Consider the following 15,762-nt stretch of genomic DNA (forward strand, 5'->3'; position numbering starts at 1 on the left):
GAAGGAAGCAATGGCACTGGGAGAGCATCTTCGCCAGCAACTGGCGGCGAAAGCGCTGAAACGGCAGCTGGAGCGCGCGACGGATGCTGCCGCGGCACCGGGCGTGCCCGGCACGCAGGCAGCGCAGACCGCATCGGCGCGCAGCCGCTTCGAATCGATGCCGCAGTATCAGCAGGTCCGGATCATGCGCGAGATGGGCGAGAAGCTGCGCGTCGACTCGCCGTTTTTCCGCGTGCACGACGGCGTCGCCGGTGCGACGACGCAGATCGGCGGACGCGAATACCTGAACTTCGCGAACTACAACTACCTCGGCCTGGCTGGCGATCCGGACGTGTCCGCGCGCGCGAAAGCCGCGATCGACCGGTACGGCACGTCGGCATCGGCGAGCCGGATGGTCGCGGGCGAACGCCCGGTGCAGCGCGATCTCGAACGCGCGTTGGCCACGTTCTACGAAACCGACGACTGCGTCGCGTTCGTGAGCGGCCACGCGACGAACGTGACCGTCATCGGCGCCCTGTTCGGCCCGGGCGACCTGATCGTCCACGACGCGCTCGCGCACAACAGCATCGTGCAGGGCGCGCAGCTGAGCGGCGCGAAGCGGCTGAGCTTCGCGCACAACGACTGGCAGGCGCTCGACGAACTGCTTGCGCGCGTACGCCGCGAATACCGGCACGTGCTGATCGCGATCGAAGGGCTGTACAGCATGGACGGCGATTTCCCCGACCTGCAGCGCTTCGTCGACGTGAAAACGCGCCACGGTGCATTCCTGCTGGTCGACGAGGCGCATTCGCTCGGCGTGCTCGGCGCGACCGGCAAGGGCATCCGCGAGCATTGCGGCGTCGCGCCCGACCAGGTCGACATGTGGATGGGCACGATGAGCAAGACGCTGGCCGGCTGCGGCGGCTTCATCGCCGGCTGCCAGCCGCTCGTCGACATGCTGCGCCATCTGGCGCCGGGTTTCCTGTACAGCGTCGGGCTGGCGCCGACGCTCGCCGAAGCGTCGCTGGCCGCGCTCGAGCGCCTGCAGGCCGAGCCGGAGCGCGTCGCGCGACTGCAGGCGCGCGGGCGGCAATTCCTGAACGAAGCGCGCGCCGCCGGGCTGAATACGGGCACGAGTGCCGGGTTCGCGGTCGTGCCGGTGATCACGGGGAGCTCGCTGAAGGCCGCGCAATGGGCCAATGCGATGTTCGACGAAGGGATCAACGTGCAGCCGATCTTCTATCCGGCCGTCGAGGAAAAGGCTGCGCGCCTGCGCTTCTTCATCTGCTCGACGCACGAGCCGGAACAGATCAGCCGGACGGTCGCCGTGTTGTCGCGACTCGCGGGGCGCAGCGGATGACGCTGGGAGGCGCGTTCGCGCAAGCGGCTCCGCGTGCCGGCGAGCGCGTGCGGTTTCGTGCGGCCGAGGCGAATGACGCGGCGTCGTGCGGGCCGCTCGTGTTTGCGTCCGGTGTGGCGGAATTCGGGTTTTTTCTCGGCGAAAGCGATGCGCGGTGCATCGCTTTCCTGCAGCAGGCATTCCGGTCGCGTCATGGGCGCTTCTCGTGGCGCCGGCATCGCGTCGCGGTCGCTGACGACGGCAGCGTGCTCGCCGTGATGGCGATTCACGACGGGCAACGGACGATGTTCGACGACGTGCATGTCGTGTGGGCGCTGGCGCGCTTTTTCGGCGTGCGCCGCACGATGGGGCAGTTGTTGCGCGGGCTGATTCTCGAAACGGAAATTCCGGCGCCGAAGCGTTCGCAGATTCTCGTCGCGCATTGCGCAACCGACGAGCGACAGCGCGGCACGGGGATCTTCAGCGCGTTGTTCCGTGACGCGCTGGACACAGGGGCATTGCCGGCCGACGGCAGCCGCGATGTCGTCCTCGACGTGCTGACCCGCAACGCGAGGGCCCGCGCGCTGTACGAACGGCTCGGGTTCACCGCACTGCCGCGGCCGCGCGACCGTTCGCGCCGGCTGCCCGCCGGACTTGATTCGGTTCGGATGCGGTTTGGTCGTCGCGGCTGACGGCGCGTATGGCAGCCTGCCGCGCTACTTGTGTCGCGGCGCGAACGGCCGCTGCTGCACATCAGCACCCTGCGCGACGATCGCCGTGCTCTCCGGCACTTCCTCCCACGCGCCGCGCAGGTCGACGAGCGGCTCGGACACGACCATGAATGCGTCGTCGCCGGCTTCGGCGATGCGCGGGTTGTGCGGATACAGCTCATGGAGGTGCTTGAACGACGTGCTGTGGAACAGCGAACGCGACTGCCGTTCGCTCGAGTAACGCACCGCGATGATCCGCTCGCCGTCGGTTGCGCAGATCGTCATGTTGAGCGGTTCGTCCACGCGGTGCCGTGCGGCCGTTTCCTCGACCATGCCGACCATCCGCTCGAGCGCGGGCAGCGGCATCTGCTCGAGGCCGTAGGTCAGCGCGAGGCGGAACATCAGTTCGGAGTCGGTCGAGCCTTCGAGCGTCGGGAACAGCGCGGGATCGACCTTCATCGTCAGGTCGCGGCGCAGCTTGTGAAAGTCGCGGATCAGCCCGTTGTGCGCGAACAGCCAGCGGCCGTGGCGGAACGGGTGGCAGTTGGTTTCCTGCACCGGCGTGTCGGTGGCCGCGCGGATATGCGCGATGAACATCCGCGAGCGGATCGCGCGTGCGGCTTCGCGCAGGTTGCGGTCGTTCCACGCGGGATGCACGGAGCGGTAGCGGAACGGCAGTTCGTCGGGGCGCCCGTACCAGCCGATGCCGAAGCCGTCGCCGTTGGTGGTCGTCGCCCCCAGCTCCGAATGCAGGCTCTGGTCGATCAGCGAATGCTTCGCGCGGAACAGCACGGTTTCCAGATGGATCGGATTACCCGTATAGGCGAGCCAGCGGCACATGGAGCGCTCCTTCACGATGGATCGTTCGCGCATGGTAGCCGACTTCGCGGCGCATCCTCGCCCGCGTGCGCCGGGCCAGCCATTCGGGCAGGTACGCTGGCCAATCGTCATACGTCAGTTGCCCGGGTGCGCGGTGCGCAACCGGGCAGACATGCAGCCATGAAACCATGCAGCCGGGCGCCGCCACGCGACGGCAGCGCCGCGGCCGTCGGGTTCAGTCGCCGAGCGCGTCCATCACGCGCGCCGAATAGACGAGCGCCGCACCCGCGTTCAGCGCAATCGCGACGCCGAGCGCTTCCGCCACTTCCTCCTTCGTCGCGCCATGCTTGGCCGCTTCGGCCGTGTGCACGGCGATACAACCGTCGCAGCGTGTCGTGACCGCCACCGCGAGCGCGATCAGCTCGCGCGTCTTTGCGTCGAGATGGCCGGTCTTCGCGCCGGCGCCGGATAGCGCCTTGTAGCCGGCCAGCGTGTCCGGCGACAGCTTGGCGATGTCGCCGATGCGCGTCGAGAGTTCCTTCCGGTATTCGTTCCAGTTCAGCATGATGCGTCCTTTTCGAGAAGAGGTGAGGAAGGCGGCGGGCGCCGCGATCTCGGGCGATGCAGGCTTATTCTGATCGTTCGCGCTGAGGGTTTCGATACGCTAGAGTGTCAATTTTTAGCGCAATCGTCTCATGGATGCCCTGAGTCAACTGCTGTCGCTGGGCCGCAGCCATGTCGAGCTCGACGTGCGCTGCCTGCTCGGCGGGCCGTTCGCGATGCCGCACGACCCGCTGCCGCCGGGCGAGGCGGCGTTTCACCTGGTGCTGGCCGGAACGTGCCGGCTGCGTACCGCGGAAGGGCGCACGCTGCAGCTCGCCGACGGCGATTTCGTGCTGCTGCCCGCGGGCGGCGCGCACGAGCTGCTCGACGCCGGCGCGGGCCGGTCGCGGCCGGTTGCGGCGCTGCGCGAACAGGGCGCCGGCGGCGGCGCGGTGCTGCCGGTCAAGTCGAATCTCGATCCGGCCGAACCGGGCGGCGCGAGCGTGGACCTGCTGTGCGGACGGTTCGTCTATGCGCGCGGCGCGGGCGAACTGCTGATGCGCACGCTGCCGCACGTGCTGCATGTCGGGCTGCGCGAGGCATCGGGGTTCGCACCGCTGCAACTGCTGACGAGTGTGCTGCGTACCGAGGCGTCGAATGGGCAGCCGGGCGCCGGCGCGATCGTGAACGCGCTCGGCCAGGCGCTGCTCGCGTATGCGTTGCGCGCGTACGGCCGTGGCGCGCGCGTGCCGTCCGGCTGGCTCGCGCTCGCTGCCGATGCGCGGCTCGGCCCGTCGGTACAGGCCGTCCTGCAGGCGCCGGAGAAGCCGTGGACGGTCGAGTCGCTCGGCGACACATCCGCGATGTCGCGTGCGACGTACGCCCGGCATTTCCGCGAGCGGGCCGGAATGAGCGTCGGCGCGTTCGTCGCACAGATCCGGATGATGCATGCGTGCGCGCTGCTGCAGGACACGCAGCGCGGGCAGGCGGAGATCGGGCAGGCGGTCGGTTACCAGTCGGAAGCCGCGTTCGGCAAGGCGTTTCGCGCGGTGCTCGGCACGACGCCGGGGCGCTGGCGACGCGCGCAGCGCGAATCGTAAGACTGCAAGCAAGCCGTCTTGCCGCGTGCCAAAGCTGCTACCATGCGCGAAACGCAGTTCAACGAAAACGATTTCGAACAAGAAGAAAGAGAGGGCAAAGCAATGAACCAGACCACCATCCAGCAACCGTCGTTCGCGTTCGTGGCCGCGTCGTGGGCCGCGCTGCTCGCCGGTTTCGCAGCATTCCTGATCGGTCTCTGGAACGCCGGCATGCAGCTCAACGAGAAGGGTTACTACTTCACCGTGCTGGTGTTCGGCCTCTACGCGGCGATCTCGCTGCAGAAGAGCGTGCGCGATCGCGCGGAAGGCATTCCCGTCACCGGCATCTACTACGGCCTCAGCTGGATCGCGCTGCTGCTGTCGATCGCGCTGCTGATCGTCGGCCTCTTCAATGCGACGCTGCAACTGAGCGAGAAAGGCTTCTACGCGATGTCGTTCGTGCTCGCGCTGTTCGGCTCGGTGGCCGTGCAGAAGAACACGCGCGACCTGCAGAACGCGAAGCCGCGCTATACCGACGCCGAATCGGCGCCGTCCGTCCAGGAGTGACCACACGCGAAGCGGGCGCCTTCCGGGCCGCCCGTTTTGCGACGACGGTCGCGGGCGACCCGCATCCGCCTATGCGTGCGGGCTCGCCGCCCATTCGTTTCATCCATGCCGTCGCGCATGACGATGGAGACATTCAGGATGCCGGACACCACGAAAACCTCGCCGCGCACGCGCACGGCGGCTCACGCCGTGGCGGCGAAGGCCGCGCTCGTGCTGGAAACGAACAACCTGCGCGGCGGTGCCGGCCTCGCGCAGGCCGTCGATAGCCTGAAGCGCCTCGTTTCGGCGCTGTCGAAGCAGACCGTGCCGCCCGCGGCACTCGCGCAATGGATCATCACGCACGACGGGCTGCCGGCCGATGCGTGCGTGGAGATCGTCGCGCTGGCCGGCCGCCCGATCGACTTCGTCGAGATCGGCGCGAGCACCGGCTACTACGATGCGAAGAACGACGGGTTCGATCGCGTCGACGCGGATCGTTGCGACATCGTCGTGTTCGGCGATGCCGATTGCCGGCCGGCCGACGACTGGCTCGAGCACCTGCTCGCGCCGTTTGCACGCGAAGCCGGCGATGCACCCGTCGCGGTGGCGGGGCGCACGAGCTATGCGCCGAACGTGCTCGGCATCGCGCTGACGTCGATCGATTTCATGTATTTCCCGAGCCCGCTGCGCGCCGGCGCGACGCGCAACTTCTACGCGAACAACGTCGCGTTCCGGCGCGACGTGTTCGCGCAATTTCGCTACGAGCCGCTCGACGGCGTCTATCGTGCGCACTGCCAGGTGATGGGGCTGCGGATGCAGGCGGCCGGTGTGGCCGTCGAATTCGCGCCGGCCGCGCATACCGAACATCGGCTGCCGGACACGCATCGCGAATCGCTGAAGCTGCGCTGGATGCGCGGCGAGGACAGCGTCGGGCTGACGCCGTATCTCGTGAACGCGTACCTGCCGAGAGGATGGCAGTGGCTCGGACGCAGCGGCCCGCTCGGCCCGTTCTGCGTGATGGCGATGCGGCTCGGCTACAGCCTGCGCGCGCTCGATCGCCAGCAGTTGCCGCGGCTCGGCGCCATGCGTTATCTCGCGGCCGTCGGCGTCACGATCGCGGCGTCCGCCGTCGATACGCTCGGTGCGCTCGCGCGCGGTTTCGGTCTCGCCGGGCGCGCTTCGGCCCGGCGCGATCTCGACGCGCTGTCCTATCACCGTCATTGAACCGGCGCCGCGCATCGCGCGCGGCCACGACACGCCGCATCCTGCCTTCATTCCGACCACGACCATGCCTTCTCTCGCCGCCCGTGTTGCCTGCATCGCCCTGTTTGCCGCCAGCGCCGGCGCCCATGCCGCGCCGGTCGATCACGCGGGGCGCGGGATCTACCACTTCGCGTCGCAAAGCGGCTGCCCGTTCGCGAACGCGACCGCCGCCGACTGCAATCGCGTCGCGCTCGATGCGCCCAACGTTCACGCGAGCATCGATACCGATGCGCACGCGATCGTCTTCTCGAGCGATGCGACGCGCCGCACGAAGGACGTGCTCGGCGACGTGCTGCTTCAGGGCACGGGCGTCGACCGCGACGGCCGGCGCGTGCCGTTGAGCGTGCATGTGCTGCTGCGTCGCGACGGCGCGAAATGGGACCGTGACGTGTACGTTCATGCGCCCGTGCACGGCACGTTCACCGATGTGCGGATCGATCCGTATCGCGTGCGCGTGAAGGAGGGCGATGGCGAACGCGACGTGCTCACGCCGGACGAAACGCTGGCACTGTTCGCGCATCCGTCGCTGGCATCGCGGCTCGCGCGGCATCTCGTGAAGGTGAGCGCGACCGATCCGAAGCAGCCATCCGCGGACGACATCACGATCGCACTCGGCGTCGGCGGCTTGACGAAGTCGGTCGCGCGCGCGAGCTTCACGTCGAGCGCGCCGCACGATGCGGACGTCGATCGCGCACTGGCATCGGGCACGTGGTCGATCCGTTTCGACGCACTGAGCAATCACATTCCGGTGTGGGTCGCGCAGCGCGAGCTGTTCCTGTTCGGTCTCGACGGCAGTGCGCTGCTGAAAGACGTGCGCGAGCGCGGTTTCCGCAAGAACGACCGGATCGAATTCGGCGCGCGCGACGGCAACGGTTATCTGCGCGTGAACGGCCGCGAGGAGGCATTCGCGGGGGCGACCGCGTCCGCGCATGCGTTCATGCAGGAAAGCTTCATCGGCCTGATCCTCGGATGGCGTCGCGATCCGGCCGCCGCCGCGGCATCCGCGACGAAATCCGCGTCCGCACGGGGTGTGCCGGCATGACCGCGGCAGGCGAGCTGCCCGCGTCGCCGCCGGCGTCGCACGATGGTCGCTTCGACTGTCTCGATGCGCCCGCGCCGCGCGGTGCGGCACGGGTGCGTGCGTACCTCGTCGATCGCATCAAGCGGGCGGCGATCCGGCAGCTTCATCGCAGCACGCATGGCGAGCGCTGGGTGCTGCGCATGTACCTGATCGGCGAGGAAGCGACCGAGTGCGCGTTGCACGAGGACTGGACCGGCCAGCCGCCGGACTGGCTCGCGCCGCGGATCGAGCAGCATCTCGCGGACGAGCGTCGCCACGCGGCCGCGTTCGCCGATGCGCTGCGCGCACGCGGCGTCGCGCCGTCGACCGCGCCGCACGAGCCGGACTGGCTGAGCCGGCGCAAGATCATGCGGTGGCGCCGGCTCGCGCAGCGCCATGCGCCGCATTTCGCGCAAGGCGTGCTCGTGCCGGCCTATGCGACGGGGCTGTGCGCGGAGCAGATGGCGATGCGCGTGCTCGCGCGCCACTGCGCGACGATCGGCGCTGCCCATCCGCTGTATCCGCTGCTCTCGCGCGTGCTCGCGGACGAGACGCGGCACGTCCGGCTCTGCGCGGACACGCTGCGCCGTCTCGTCGCGCCGTCCGAGCTTGCGCGGCTCGCCGCGTTGCTGGACGGGATCCGCGCGATCGAAGCCGGTTTCGGCGTGACGGGCGCGCTGGCGATGTACGCGGCCGGCTGGCTCCAGACGCTTCGTCCGCGCGCATGATGCCGAGGATCGTCTATCTCGCGACGGCCGACGCGCGCGGCCACCTGATGCGCGCACAACTGCTCGTGCATGCGTTGCGCGCGGCCGGCGCGCAGGTCGACGTGCTGACGACGTCCGATGCGGGGCAGGCGTTTCTGGCCGCGTTCGACATCGACGCAGCCGTGCTGTCCCGTCACTACGCGGTGCAGTTCGACGAACGGCAGAACATGCTGCGCGATGCGACCGATCGTAATGTCGCGCATTACGTGTTCCGGCCGACGCGCATGCTGCGCGACATCGCGCGGCTGCGTGCGATCGGCCGCGATGCCGATCTCATGATCAACGACTCGTTTCATCCGGCGCTGCTGTTCATGGGCGCGATGCCGGGCTGGCGGCGCCGCGTCGTTCACGTGTACGGCGGCAGCCTGCGCCGCGCGTTGACCGCGAATTTCGATGCACGGCTGCCGCGTGTGCTGGCGCGTGCTTTCGCACGGATCGTCGACTGGCAGATCGATTCGGCGCGGTGCTGCATCGAACACGATTTCGCATACGATGCGGCCGACGAAGTCCGGCGGGCCCACGCGCATTGCCGGCTGCCGACTCCGGTGCCGATCGTCGCCGAACGGCTGGCCTCGGAGCCGGCCGCCGCAGCCGTCTATCTGAATCCGCACTTCCGCGATATCGCGCTCGCCGATGCGTTGTCGGCTGGCATGCGCGACGCGGGGCTGGCCGCACACCGTGTGGGCGAGGGCTATGCGGGGCACGACGGCTGGACCGGCGTCGACGCCGATTGGGTGACGCGTGCCGCCCATGCACCGCTGATCGTGTCGGCACCCGGCATGGCTGCGCTGTCGATCGCACGCGTGTATCGCCGCCCGATCCTGCTCGTGCAGTCAGACCAGCCCGAGCAGGCGAGCAACGCCGCGCGCGCCGCACAGCTGCAGCTCGTGCACCGCGTCGTCACATGGCGCGGCGATGCGGCCGCGTTCCGATGGGAAGTCGGGCAGGCCGCGGCCGAGCTGATGTGCGATCCCGGTACGCAAGCAGGAACGATCGCCGGCCGCGAGCATGCGCGTGCGCGCGTGGACGCATGGACGTCGCGCCTCCTGGCGCTGCGTCCGTGTGCGCAGGTGGCCGATTCCGATACGCGCTGCGAGGCGCCGGCGCCACGATGAATTCGCTGTCGTTTCGTGACGATCGCCGGCCCGATATCCGGCAGATGCTGGCCGCGACGTTCGGCATGGCGGCCGGTCTCGCGATCTTCTTTCTGCTGGAGCGCGGCGTCACGCCGCACCATGTGTTCGCCACGGCGATCGATGCGCGGATTCCGTTCATCGCGTGGTCGTGGTTCGTCTATGTCGGCTTCTTTCCGTTCGTGATTGCGCTCGCCGGGTATGCCCGGCCGCCCGCGTTCGCCGCGTTCAGGGAAGCGGTGCTGATCGCGTTCGTGCTCGGTGTCGTGTGTTTTCTGCTGTTTCCGGAAGCCGTGCCGAGGCCCGACGTCGCGGAGATCGGCAACGCGTTCGTACGCCACCGCCTCGCGCGCATGTGGCAGCTCGATCTCGCCGCCAACGGCTTTCCGAGCCTGCATGTCGCGGTGACGTGTCTGGCCTGCCGGATGCTGGCGGACCGGCGGCGGCTCGCGACCGTGACGGTCGGTCTGCTGATCTGCACGTCGACGCTGACGCTCAAGCAGCATACGGTCGCCGATGTACTGGGCGGCGTGGCGCTCGCGATGGTCAGTGCGCTGTGGGTCGAGCGGCGTTCGCTGCGCAGGAGGCTCGCTTGATGGATACCCGCGTTCACCCGGCCGGGCCGAATGCCGAGCTTGCGCGGTTCGTGCCGGATCCCGCGTTGTTTCGCGTGAGCGCCGCGCGTGTCGGTGCGGCGCTGGCGGGAGACTGGCTGATGATTGCCGCTGCGTTCGCCGTTGCGATCGCGTTTGCGCATCCGCTTGTGTACGCGTTGGCCGCGATCGTGATCGCGCGCAGCCAGCTGGCGCTCGCGGTCATGATGCACGAAAGCGCGCACGGGTTGCTGGCGCGGAACCGGCGCGTCAACGACGCGCTGGGCCAGCTGTTTGCGGCCGGCCCGCTGTGGCTGTCGCTGCGTACGTATCGCGCGGGCCATCTGAAGCACCATCGCGCGCCGATGCAGCCGGACGATCCCGTCGCGCTGCTGTTCGGCGTGCACGACTATCCGGTGACGCGCAGGCGCCTGATCGGCCGCCTGCTCGCATACGCGTGCGGGATCGGCTACGTGACGAGTGTCGTGAAGCTAGCGCGCGGCGAGTTTGCGCATGCGTTGCCAAAGGTCGGGAAGTCGCGCGCGTATGCCGCGTGGGAGGTCGTGTCGATGCTCGCAGGCAACGGTGTGCTGTTCGGTGCGCTCGCGTGGGCCGGACATCCGCTGCTGTACGTCACTTTGTGGATCGTGCCGTCCGTCACGCTGCTGCCGCTCGCCGGGCAGGTGCGCGCGATCTTCGAGCACGCGGGGTTGCCTGCAGGTGCCGACCAGAGCCGCAACGCGCGCACGATCGCACGGCGTTCGTGGCAGACGTTCCTGTTCGGCCCGCACGCGATTCATTTTCATATCGAGCATCACCTGTTCATGCGGATGCCGTTCCATCACCTGCCGGCCGTGCATCGGCAGCTCGTGCAGCGGCAGTTGCTGCCTGAGCGCAATCTGTACGCGGGATATGGTGAGGTGCTGCGCGACGTCAGCGTGCGTTGACGCGCGAGAGGGGGGTATTGCCTGCCCCGTCCGGGGCGGGAATCATGAGCGGATCGATACCGGGAACATGATGGTCGACAGGCCTGCGAGGTTCAATTACGTGGCGCTGGCGATCGGCGCGATCCTGGCGGTGTGGGGCGCGGAAACGATCGACGAACGGCTCGCGTTGATCGAATCGTACGTTGCCGTGCAGGGGACGGTCGTCCGGTTGACCCACGGCGCGCATCACCCGTTGATCGAGTTCGTGACGAAAAGCGGCGAACGCGTTTCGTTTCCGGGGAGCTTCGTGACGGTGGGGTTCGGCGACACGTTGCCGGTGCGCTACGATCCGGCCAGGCCGCGAGCCAGCGCAACAGTCGACACGTTCACGAACATGTGGCTCGAGTCGATCATCTCGATCGCTTTCACGATGGCGTTTCTTTACGCCGGCTTGAAGGGAAAGTCGCTTCTGCCGAAACCGGGGGGAGGCGCCGAGTAGTGCGGCACGTATCGCGGAGATACCTGCCATCGACACGGATGCGACAGACGCAAAAAAGCCTCCGCTTGGGAGGCTTTATTTGCACTATCAAAGATAGTTGGTAGGGTGGGAGGGACTCGAACCCTCGACTCTCTGATTAAAAGTCAGATACTCTAACCAACTGAGTTACCACCCCACGTTCTTGAAACCTGTCGGTTCGTTGCTTGAACAACTTGGGCAACGACCCAAAGAGCAAAAGATTATAGCGACGGAATATCAGGCTGTCAACATTCCGCCGCGATAATTATTTGATCGTTTCAAGCTTGCCCTGCGCCGTCTGTGCAGCATTCGACCCGGCGTACTGCGAGACGACCTGCTCGAACGTCTTCTTCGCGGCCGCCTTCTGGCCTTGCTCGAGCTGGTTCGTGCCGATCGCCACGAGGGCGTCGGCCGCGCGCGGGTGCTGCGGGAACTTGCTGACGATCCCTTGCCACGTCGCAGTCGAACCGCGGTAGTCGCGCAGTGCGTATTGCGCATTGCCGTACCAGTACTGCGCGGTCGGCTGGTAGGGGCTCTGCGGATACTTCGCGATGAACGCGCGGAACGAAGCCGCGGCCGCCTTGAAGTTGCCGTTGCGGAACTGTTGTTGCGCCGCATTGAGCGCATCCGTTTCACCCGGCTGCACGGTGCCTTCGACACCATCGATCGTCGCCTGCTGCGGCTCGAACTTCTTGAGCCGCGTGTCGAGATCCTGGTAGTACTCCTTCTGCTGCCGTTCGAGCGTCGTCAGCCGGTTCGTCAGATCCTCGTTCTCGCCGCGCAGCGTCGCGACCTGCTGGTTCAGCTGGTCGAGACGGCCGGATTGATCGAGGATCGTACGCTGGGCGGCCGACAACTGGCTGGCCAGGTTGTCGGTCTTGGTGCGCAGATCGAGCACGGCGCGGCGCGCTTCGTTGTCGTCGAACACGCCGGCGTGCGCCGGCGCGACCGACCACGCCGCGCCCGCGACGCAGAATGCTGCGGCAACGCGCAGCAGGGATACACGGTGCGTCATACGGCGATTCTTCCGTTACTTACTGTTGGTAGACGAGGTCGGCGCGACGGTTCTGCGCCCACGATGCTTCGTCGTGACCCGTTGCCTGCGGCTTTTCCTTGCCGAGGCTCACGGCTTCCATCTGCGAATCGTTCACGCCGAGCAGTGCCATCGCGCGACGGACGGCTTCCGCACGCTTCTGGCCCAGCGCGAGGTTGTACTCGCTCGTGCCGCGTTCGTCGGTGTTGCCCTGGATCAGCACGTGGCGCTGCGGGTGGCTCTTCAGGTACTGGGCGTGCTGCTGCATCAGCGACTGGTAGTCGTCCTTCACCGAATAGCTGTCGAAGTCGAAGTAGATGCTGCGCTTCGCGAGCGGGCTGTTCGGGTCGTTCAGCGGATCGACGTTCACTTGCGCGACGTTGTCGGCGCTCGGCTGCGTGCTGACCGCACCCGCGTTGTTGGCCTTGTCGTCGAGCTTCACGCCCGACTTGCACGCTGCGAGCGCGCTGATCATCATCACGGCCAGGGCCAGACGAGCTTTATTCGACATCATGGTTACTCTCCTTGTGGTCATTGCATGAAGGGCCCCCACGACGGCTCACGTACGGAGCCGCCCTGGACGGACAGGATTTGCGGCGGCGCGCTGCCGTCGGAGGGCACTGCTGCCAGAACATTGCGACCACCCGACTGGGTAGCGTACAGAAGGTACTGGCCGTTTGCCGCGAAGCTCGGCGATTCGTCGCGATTCGTATTCGTGATGGCGTTCGCCGCGCCCGATTGCAGATCCTGAACGTACAGCTTGAAGCCCCCGCCCGTGCGGGAGATGTAAGCGAGCAGCTTGCCGTCCGGGCTGATACGCGGACTCGTGTTGTAGCTGCCGGTGAAGGTCACGCGCTGCGCGGCACCGGCGCTCTCGCCCTGTGCGGGCATCCGGTAGATCTGCGGCGCACCGCCGCGATCGCTCGTGAAGTAGATCCAGCGGCCGTCCGGCGAGTAGAACGGCTCGGTGTCGATCGAGCTGCTCTGCGTGAGGCGGCGCAGGCCGCCGCCCGTCGAATTGACCGAATAGATTTGCGTATTGCCCGTCAGCGACAGCGCGACGGCCAGCGTGTTGCTGTCCGGCGACCATGCCGGTGCGCTGTTGTTGCCCTTCTGGTCGGAGACGATGTAGCGGCGGCCGGTCGGCAGGTCGTGAATGTAGACGATCGGCTTCTTGCGCTCGAACGACACGTACGCGACCTTCGTGCCGCTCGGCGACCACGACGGCGAGATGATCGGCTCGGTGCTCGACAGCGCGATGCGCGCGTTCTGGCCGTCCGAATCCGAGATCTGCAACTGGTAGCGGTTACCGGTCTTGATCACGTACGACAGGCGCGTGGCGAACACGCCGCGCACGCCGAGCAGCTTCTGGTAGATGTAGTCGGCGATCTTGTGGCCGGCCGTGCGCAGCGTGGTGTCGGTGGCCGTCAGCGACAGGCCGCCGAGGCTTTGCTGCTTCACGGTGTCGTACAGGATGAAGTTGACCTTGTACTGGCCGTTCGCCTCGCGGTTCACGCTGCCGGCGACGAACGCATTGGCGCCCTTGGCCTTCCATGCGCCGAGATCGACCGATGCGGTCTCCGGCACGGGCGTGCTGCCTGCGTCGATGTTGGTGAATTTGCCGCTGCGGGCGAGGTCGGCGCGGACGATCGACGTGACCTGCTGCGGCAGGTTCGCCTCGTTCGCGAAATTCGCGGTGGCGATGGGGAACTGGGTCGACCCGACACCGGTGATCAGCACGTTGACCTGGGCGTTAGCGGCGCTGCCCGCCGTAATCAGACACGAGGCCACGAGTGCCCTGAAACCTAGCTTTGTCATCAAACTCATGCTTCTTGCTTCCCGTATGGCTTGGATCGCTGCGCAACGGCAGAGACAGTAAAAATACCCGATTCGTTCCCGTCCGACAGCGACGCCCGGAGTGTAAGCGCATTTCGTTTCACTCCGCCGCCTTGAAGGTAATCGTAATGTCAGACGGGGTACGACCGTTAGAATCGGGCGGCAACGGGACCGATGCGTGGATCGCATTGACCACGGCTTGATCCCACCCCGAATTCCCGCTGGAGCGGGAGACCGATGCGCTCAATACGTCACCGGACGGCGTGCACCGAATCTTGACGACGGTGGTCAGGCCTGCCCGCTCGCCGCCCCAAACGATGTTCGGCTTGACGCGGCGGCGCACCTTGTCGGCATAGCCGGGCGTCGCGGCATTGCCGCCGGAACCCGTACCGGTGCCGCTTTTCGCGAGGCCTTCGCCGCCGCCTTCACCGGCACCGGACAGGCCCTGCATCTGCGCGAGACGCGCGCTGCGCTCGCGGTCGAGCTTCGCGTTCGCCGCCGCATTGGCCTTCGCGCGTGCCGTGGCTTCGGCCTTCGCCTTGGCCTGGGCTTCCGCCTTTGCCTTCGCGGCCGCGTCGGCTTTCGCCTTCGCCGCCTGCTGCGCTTCGAGCTGCGCCTGCTTCTGCTGCTGGAGTTTCTGCTGTTCGAGCTTCTGCTGCTCAAGCTTCTGCTGCTCGGCGAGCTGCTGTTGCCTGAGCTTGTCGGCCTGTTTCTGCCGGTCGCGTTCCGCGGCCTTTTGCGCGGCGAGTGCGGCTGCCTGCTGCGCGGCAAGCTGCGCGCGCCGGGCTTCCTCTTCCTGTTGCGCCTTCAACTGCTGTGCGCGGCGCTGCTGCTCGAGCAGCGCTTCACGCGCGGCCGCTTCCTGCTGCCGCTTCTTCTGCTGCAGCGCGATGTCGGCCTGCTCGTCGCGCACGGGGGGAGCGGGGGGCGCGACCTTCGCGGGCGGCGCCGGCGTGACGACGGGCCGCGGTGCGGGCACGTCGGGCACCTCGGTCCACAGCTCGGCTTCGGCGCCGGCCGGCGTGCTGTTCTGCCACTGCACGCCGTGATAGAGGAACAGCGCGAGCAGCACGTGCATCAGCGCGGCGAGCGCGAATGCGCGCCAGGTACCGCGCTCGCGGGGAGGCTGAGGCGGGTAGGCGGAGCTGCGCGTGGATTGCTGCCGGTTCATTGCGATTTGACGAGGAGGCCGACGCGCTTGACGCCGCGCGCCTTCAGATCGGACATCACGGTCATGACCGCATCGTACTGCACGGTCTTGTCGGCCGCGATCACGACCGGCTGGTCGGGATGATCGGCCTGCCGGGCCACGATGAAGCTGTCGAGCTCGGCCTTCGTCATCGTGTCTTCCTGGGTCGCGCCCGAGTCGCCCTTGTACTTGACGCTCATCGTGCGATCGGCCTTGATGTTGACGACGACGGGCGGCGTCTGCTCCTGCGGCGCGGCGTTGCCGACGGTCGGCAGGTTGATGATCGACGGGGCGACGAGCGGTGCGGTGACCATGAAGATCACGAGCAGCACCAGCATCACGTCGATGTACGGCACGACGTTGATGTCGGCCATTGCACGGCGCGAGCGGCCGCCGCGCATGCTGGATCGGATGGGGCTTCCTGCCATGG

The 15,762-nt window shown here is 67.5% G+C and carries 18 protein-coding genes and 1 tRNA gene; 11 read left to right on the top strand and 8 right to left on the bottom strand.

The genetic code is table 11. The features are described 5' to 3' along the window. Window positions 1-10: 10 nt before the first annotated feature. Together AB3K92_RS26040 and AB3K92_RS26045 are read left to right on the top strand one after the other, a co-directional pair. Window positions 11-1,339 (top strand): aminotransferase class I/II-fold pyridoxal phosphate-dependent enzyme, encoded by a 1,329-nt coding sequence (locus AB3K92_RS26040; protein ID WP_027788280.1) that lies wholly within the window; start codon window positions 11-13, stop codon window positions 1,337-1,339. Next, window positions 1,336-2,010 carry a GNAT family N-acetyltransferase gene (locus tag AB3K92_RS26045; protein WP_369466097.1) on the top strand — a complete coding sequence of 225 codons (675 nt, stop codon included), beginning with the start codon at window positions 1,336-1,338 and terminating at the stop codon, window positions 2,008-2,010. The genes AB3K92_RS26040 and AB3K92_RS26045 overlap by 4 nt, the downstream gene beginning before the upstream one ends. A 24-nt stretch (window positions 2,011-2,034) precedes the next feature. On the opposite strand, the gene AB3K92_RS26050 is transcribed toward AB3K92_RS26045, so the two are convergent. Both AB3K92_RS26050 and AB3K92_RS26055 read right to left on the bottom strand, forming a co-directional pair. Continuing rightward, on the bottom strand, window positions 2,035-2,868 hold the full coding sequence (locus tag AB3K92_RS26050) for a class II glutamine amidotransferase (protein WP_175850418.1): 834 nt from the start codon (window positions 2,866-2,868) through the stop codon (window positions 2,035-2,037). 214 nt (window positions 2,869-3,082) lie between these two features. Then, complete coding sequence (locus AB3K92_RS26055; RefSeq protein ID WP_006484989.1) at window positions 3,083-3,412, bottom strand: carboxymuconolactone decarboxylase family protein; 330 nt, start codon at window positions 3,410-3,412, stop codon at window positions 3,083-3,085. A 130-nt stretch (window positions 3,413-3,542) separates the two neighbouring features. Between AB3K92_RS26055 and AB3K92_RS26060 the strand changes: the two genes are divergently transcribed. The 9 genes from AB3K92_RS26060 to AB3K92_RS26100 all read left to right on the top strand — a co-directional run bounded on the left by AB3K92_RS26060 (window position 3,543) and on the right by AB3K92_RS26100 (window position 11,256). Next, window positions 3,543-4,490 carry an AraC family transcriptional regulator gene (locus tag AB3K92_RS26060; RefSeq protein ID WP_257249218.1) on the top strand — a complete coding sequence of 316 codons (948 nt, stop codon included), beginning with the start codon at window positions 3,543-3,545 and terminating at the stop codon, window positions 4,488-4,490. 102 nt (window positions 4,491-4,592) lie between these two features. Further along, a complete protein-coding gene (gene yiaA, locus AB3K92_RS26065) occupies window positions 4,593-5,036 on the top strand; it encodes an inner membrane protein YiaA (protein WP_027788274.1) in 444 nt (147 codons plus the stop codon). 138 nt (window positions 5,037-5,174) lie between these two features. Further along, the gene (locus AB3K92_RS26070) at window positions 5,175-6,239 is read left to right on the top strand and encodes a glycosyltransferase family 2 protein (RefSeq protein ID WP_369466098.1); all 1,065 of its coding nucleotides are present in this window, start codon (window positions 5,175-5,177) and stop codon (window positions 6,237-6,239) included. A gap of 64 nt (window positions 6,240-6,303) precedes the next feature. After that, entirely contained in the window at window positions 6,304-7,320 is a 1,017-nt protein-coding gene (locus tag AB3K92_RS26075; protein WP_301852891.1) for a hypothetical protein, read from the top strand. Continuing rightward, a complete protein-coding gene (locus AB3K92_RS26080) occupies window positions 7,317-8,066 on the top strand; it encodes a hypothetical protein (RefSeq protein ID WP_369466099.1) in 750 nt (249 codons plus the stop codon). Before AB3K92_RS26075 ends, AB3K92_RS26080 begins: the two co-directional genes overlap by 4 nt. Beyond that, a complete protein-coding gene (locus AB3K92_RS26085) occupies window positions 8,063-9,220 on the top strand; it encodes a hypothetical protein (RefSeq protein ID WP_369466100.1) in 1,158 nt (385 codons plus the stop codon). The genes AB3K92_RS26080 and AB3K92_RS26085 overlap by 4 nt, the downstream gene beginning before the upstream one ends. Then, entirely contained in the window at window positions 9,217-9,834 is a 618-nt protein-coding gene (locus AB3K92_RS26090; protein ID WP_048022400.1) for a phosphatase PAP2 family protein, read from the top strand. Before AB3K92_RS26085 ends, AB3K92_RS26090 begins: the two co-directional genes overlap by 4 nt. Next, a complete protein-coding gene (locus AB3K92_RS26095; protein ID WP_369466101.1) occupies window positions 9,834-10,778 on the top strand; it encodes a fatty acid desaturase family protein in 945 nt (314 codons plus the stop codon). Before AB3K92_RS26090 ends, AB3K92_RS26095 begins: the two co-directional genes overlap by 1 nt. Before the next feature lie 67 nt (window positions 10,779-10,845). Next, window positions 10,846-11,256: a DUF3592 domain-containing protein gene (locus AB3K92_RS26100; protein WP_369466102.1), complete on the top strand. Its 411-nt coding sequence runs from the start codon at window positions 10,846-10,848 to the stop codon at window positions 11,254-11,256. Between the two features lie 98 nt (window positions 11,257-11,354). On the opposite strand, the gene AB3K92_RS26105 is transcribed toward AB3K92_RS26100, so the two are convergent. The 6 genes from AB3K92_RS26105 to tolR all read right to left on the bottom strand — a co-directional run bounded on the left by AB3K92_RS26105 (window position 11,355) and on the right by tolR (window position 15,760). Further along, window positions 11,355-11,431: transfer RNA gene (locus AB3K92_RS26105), tRNA-Lys, on the bottom strand. Window positions 11,432-11,539: 108 nt separating this feature from the next. Then, window positions 11,540-12,289, bottom strand: a complete 750-nt coding sequence (gene ybgF / locus AB3K92_RS26110) for a tol-pal system protein YbgF (RefSeq protein ID WP_021157175.1) — start codon at window positions 12,287-12,289, stop codon at window positions 11,540-11,542. Window positions 12,290-12,308: 19 nt separating this feature from the next. After that, window positions 12,309-12,821, bottom strand: a complete 513-nt coding sequence (gene pal, locus AB3K92_RS26115) for a peptidoglycan-associated lipoprotein Pal (protein ID WP_021157174.1) — start codon at window positions 12,819-12,821, stop codon at window positions 12,309-12,311. Window positions 12,822-12,838: 17 nt separating this feature from the next. Further along, window positions 12,839-14,134, bottom strand: coding sequence for a Tol-Pal system beta propeller repeat protein TolB (gene tolB / locus AB3K92_RS26120; RefSeq protein WP_027788267.1), 1,296 nt, complete (start codon window positions 14,132-14,134; stop codon window positions 12,839-12,841). 109 nt (window positions 14,135-14,243) lie between these two features. Next, on the bottom strand, window positions 14,244-15,314 hold the full coding sequence (tolA, locus tag AB3K92_RS26125) for a cell envelope integrity protein TolA (RefSeq protein WP_021157172.1): 1,071 nt from the start codon (window positions 15,312-15,314) through the stop codon (window positions 14,244-14,246). Continuing rightward, window positions 15,311-15,760, bottom strand: a complete 450-nt coding sequence (tolR, locus tag AB3K92_RS26130) for a protein TolR (RefSeq protein ID WP_011351075.1) — start codon at window positions 15,758-15,760, stop codon at window positions 15,311-15,313. The genes tolA and tolR overlap by 4 nt, the downstream gene beginning before the upstream one ends. Window positions 15,761-15,762 lie beyond the last annotated feature (2 nt).

Origin of the sequence: Burkholderia sp. Bmkn7 (assembly GCF_041103175.1) — a bacterium.
GTDB lineage: Bacteria > Pseudomonadota > Gammaproteobacteria > Burkholderiales > Burkholderiaceae > Burkholderia > Burkholderia cepacia.

Bases quoted from the DNA above. Each gene is read 5' to 3' on its own strand.
- ybgF (WP_021157175.1), bottom strand. From the start codon at position 12,289: ATGACGCACCGTGTATCCCTGCTGCGCGTTGCCGCAGCATTCTGCGTC.
- tolB (WP_027788267.1), bottom strand. From the start codon at position 14,134: ATGAGTTTGATGACAAAGCTAGGTTTCAGGGCACTCGTGGCCTCGTGT.
- AB3K92_RS26090 (WP_048022400.1), top strand. From the start codon at position 9,217: ATGAATTCGCTGTCGTTTCGTGACGATCGCCGGCCCGATATCCGGCAG.
- AB3K92_RS26045 (WP_369466097.1), top strand. From the start codon at position 1,336: ATGACGCTGGGAGGCGCGTTCGCGCAAGCGGCTCCGCGTGCCGGCGAG.
- AB3K92_RS26070 (WP_369466098.1), top strand. From the start codon at position 5,175: ATGCCGGACACCACGAAAACCTCGCCGCGCACGCGCACGGCGGCTCAC.
- tolA (WP_021157172.1), bottom strand. From the start codon at position 15,314: ATGAACCGGCAGCAATCCACGCGCAGCTCCGCCTACCCGCCTCAGCCT.
- yiaA (WP_027788274.1), top strand. From the start codon at position 4,593: ATGAACCAGACCACCATCCAGCAACCGTCGTTCGCGTTCGTGGCCGCG.
- AB3K92_RS26085 (WP_369466100.1), top strand. From the start codon at position 8,063: ATGATGCCGAGGATCGTCTATCTCGCGACGGCCGACGCGCGCGGCCAC.
- AB3K92_RS26050 (WP_175850418.1), bottom strand. From the start codon at position 2,868: ATGTGCCGCTGGCTCGCCTATACGGGTAATCCGATCCATCTGGAAACC.
- AB3K92_RS26040 (WP_027788280.1), top strand. From the start codon at position 11: ATGGCACTGGGAGAGCATCTTCGCCAGCAACTGGCGGCGAAAGCGCTG.
- tolR (WP_011351075.1), bottom strand. From the start codon at position 15,760: ATGGCAGGAAGCCCCATCCGATCCAGCATGCGCGGCGGCCGCTCGCGC.
- AB3K92_RS26060 (WP_257249218.1), top strand. From the start codon at position 3,543: ATGGATGCCCTGAGTCAACTGCTGTCGCTGGGCCGCAGCCATGTCGAG.
- pal (WP_021157174.1), bottom strand. From the start codon at position 12,821: ATGATGTCGAATAAAGCTCGTCTGGCCCTGGCCGTGATGATGATCAGC.
- AB3K92_RS26100 (WP_369466102.1), top strand. From the start codon at position 10,846: ATGATGGTCGACAGGCCTGCGAGGTTCAATTACGTGGCGCTGGCGATC.
- AB3K92_RS26095 (WP_369466101.1), top strand. From the start codon at position 9,834: ATGGATACCCGCGTTCACCCGGCCGGGCCGAATGCCGAGCTTGCGCGG.
- AB3K92_RS26075 (WP_301852891.1), top strand. From the start codon at position 6,304: ATGCCTTCTCTCGCCGCCCGTGTTGCCTGCATCGCCCTGTTTGCCGCC.
- AB3K92_RS26080 (WP_369466099.1), top strand. From the start codon at position 7,317: ATGACCGCGGCAGGCGAGCTGCCCGCGTCGCCGCCGGCGTCGCACGAT.
- AB3K92_RS26055 (WP_006484989.1), bottom strand. From the start codon at position 3,412: ATGCTGAACTGGAACGAATACCGGAAGGAACTCTCGACGCGCATCGGC.